This is a genomic window from Mesorhizobium sp. B2-6-4 (genome assembly GCF_006441495.1).
GTDB lineage: Bacteria > Pseudomonadota > Alphaproteobacteria > Rhizobiales > Rhizobiaceae > Mesorhizobium.
In genome coordinates this window covers 1-2,487 of the sequence record NZ_VFUE01000047.1, presented here as the reverse complement: position 1 = coordinate 2,487, position 2,487 = coordinate 1, and the positions used below count along the sequence as shown (strand labels likewise).

Genomic DNA, 2,487 nt, shown 5'->3' with positions numbered 1-2,487 from the left:
GTAAGCGCTGTTTTGGGACCACCTTTCGGGAGTGGTCGCGATCTGTGAGGTTGCCGGTTCTGTAGTGGGATCGGAGATCGGCTTGTGTCTGGACTTGACCTTACGCTTAACCCGGAGCGGCAGCTTCGGCGTTTCGAGGTGATCAACGGTGCCGGCGGTCGGCGTCACTGGTCGGTGGATGACAAGGCTCGGATCATCGCAGAGACGCTAGAGCCGAATGCGATCATTTCCGAGGTCGCCCGCCGTTATGGTCTCAGGCCGCAGCAGGTCTTCGCCTGGCGCCGCGAAGCGCGCAACCAGGTCGCTTCGGTGCAGCAAGATTCTCCTGCCTTTGTGCCGGCGGTTGTGGCGGCGGCGGAACCTGTAGCCAGCCGTTCACCGAAGCAGCGGAAACGGCAAGCCACGCGAGATGCCGGCATGATCGAGCTTGAGATCGACGGCATCGCGATGCGCGTTGGCCGGGGTGCGGATGCGAAGACTGTGACCGCAGTGATCCGCGCGCTGAAGGCGACGACGTGATTGGGCCGACGGGTGCGGTCAAGGTCATGGTGGCGACGAAGCCGGTGGACTTCCGCAAGGGTGCGGAGGGATTGGCTGCACTGGTGCGAGAGACGATGGGGGCCGATCCGTTCAGCGGGGCCGTCTACGTCTTCCGGGCGAAGCGGACGGACCGGATCAAGCTGATCTTCTGGGATGGCACCGGAGTCTGCCTCTATGCCAAGCGTTTGGAGGATGGGGAGTTCCGCTGGCCGAAAGTGCATGACGGCATGATGCGGCTGACGGCCGCGCAGCTCTCGGCGCTACTCGAAGGTCTCGACTGGCGGCGAGTCCACGAGGCGCGCCGGACCCGCGTTCCAGCCCAGGCGGGCTGACCCGCGACGAAGTGAATCAGCCTGGATTCCGCTATCGCGGGCTGTCGGCGAATATGGTCTGATCCGCTCATGGCGATGACGGCTGACCAGCTTCCCGACGATCCGGACGCGCTGAAGGCGATGGTCCTGGCGCGCGACGTCGAGAATGCCCGCCTGATCCAGATCATCAAGGAATTGCAGCGTCACCGCTTCGGCCGGCGTGCCGAGACGCTCCCCGAGGATCAATTGCTGCTGGGGCTCGAAGAGGCCGAGCAGATCGAGGCCGCCGACGAGGAAGAGAACGAACAAGCATCTCCCGCAGAGCGCCTGGAGCGCGCCAGGCAGCGCCGGACGAACCGCGGCGCGTTGCCATCCCATCTGCCGCGGGTGGAAATGATCGTCGACATCGAGGACCATGCCTGCCCATGCTGCCGCAATGGCTTGCATCAGATCGGCGAGGACGTGAGCGAGCGGCTCGACATCGTTCCGGCGCAGCTGCGTGTAATCGTCGTGCGCCGGCCCAAATATGCCTGCCGCGCCTGCGAGGACGTCGTGGTTCAGGCTCCCGCGCCGGCCCGGCTGATCGAGGGTGGTCTTCCGACCGAGGCAACGGTCGGGCAGGTGCTGGTCTCAAAATATGCCGATCACCTTCCGCTCTATCGTCAGGCGCAGATTTACGCCCGGCAGGGTATCAATCTCGATCGCTCCACGCTCGCCGACTGGGTCGGCCGCGCCGCCTGGCACCTGCGTCCGGTGCATGAGCGGCTGCTTGGCAAGCTGAAGTCCTCGCCAAAACTCTTCGCCGACGAGACGACCGCGCCGGTGCTCGATCCCGGCCGCGGCAAGACTAAGACAGGTCAACTCTGGGCCTATGCCCGCGATGACCGACCATGGGAGGGGAGCGACCCGCCGGGCGTCGCCTATGTCTATGCGCCGGACCGAAAGGCAGAGCGTCCGATCGCTCATCTCGCAGGCTTCACCGGAATCCTGCAGGTCGACGGCTATGGCGGCTATCGCGTGCTGGCCGACAAAAGCGGCGTCACGCTCGCCTTCTGCTGGGCGCATGTGCGCCGGCGCTTCTATGAACTGGCCGTGTCCGGACCAGCGCCGATCGCCAGCGAGGCGCTGAGACGGATCGCCGAACTCTACAAGATCGAGGATGACATCCGTGGCCGATCGGCCAACGAGCGCCGCGCGATGCGTCAGGACAAAAGCCGCGCCATCGTCGCCGATCTCGAACCCTGGCTGCGTGAGAAGCTCGGCCTGATCAGTCAGAAGACAAAGCTCGCCGAGGCGATCCGCTACACGCTCTCGCGCTGGGAAGGCCTCTCGCGCTTCCTTGACGACGGCCGCATCGAGATCGACAGCAACACCGTCGAACGCTCGATCCGTCCGATCGCGCTCAACCGCAAGAACGCGCTCTTCGCAGGCTCTGACGGCGGCGCCGAACACTGGGCAGTCATCGCCTCGCTGATCGAAACCTGCAAGCTCAATGGGGTCGAACCGCTCGGCTATCTCGCCGATGTCCTCACCAGGATCGTCAACGGCCACCCCAACAGCCAGATCGACGACCTGCTGCCGTGGGCCTACATCCGGGCGCCTGAGCTAAAGGCCGTGGCCTGAGAACACCGCTTAC

3 protein-coding genes are annotated in these 2,487 nt (G+C 64.9%); all 3 read left to right on the top strand.

The genetic code is table 11. From position 1 onward, the window contains the following. Positions 1 to 138: 138 nt before the first annotated feature. Positions 139 to 519, top strand: a complete 381-nt coding sequence (locus FJ426_RS31190) for a transposase (protein ID WP_210240566.1) — start codon at positions 139 to 141, stop codon at positions 517 to 519. Then, the gene (tnpB, locus tag FJ426_RS31185) at positions 516 to 872 is read left to right on the top strand and encodes an IS66 family insertion sequence element accessory protein TnpB (RefSeq protein ID WP_023709031.1); all 357 of its coding nucleotides are present in this window, start codon (positions 516 to 518) and stop codon (positions 870 to 872) included. The genes FJ426_RS31190 and tnpB overlap by 4 nt, the downstream gene beginning before the upstream one ends. A 69-nt stretch (positions 873 to 941) precedes the next feature. Further along, complete coding sequence (locus FJ426_RS31180) at positions 942 to 2,474, top strand: IS66 family transposase (RefSeq protein WP_140825711.1); 1,533 nt, start codon at positions 942 to 944, stop codon at positions 2,472 to 2,474. Positions 2,475 to 2,487: the final 13 nt, after the last annotated feature.

What these genes read in the sequence shown, in the direction of transcription:
- FJ426_RS31180 (WP_140825711.1), top strand. Translation starts at nt 942, where the DNA reads ATGGCGATGACGGCTGACCAGCTTCCCGACGATCCGGACGCGCTGAAG.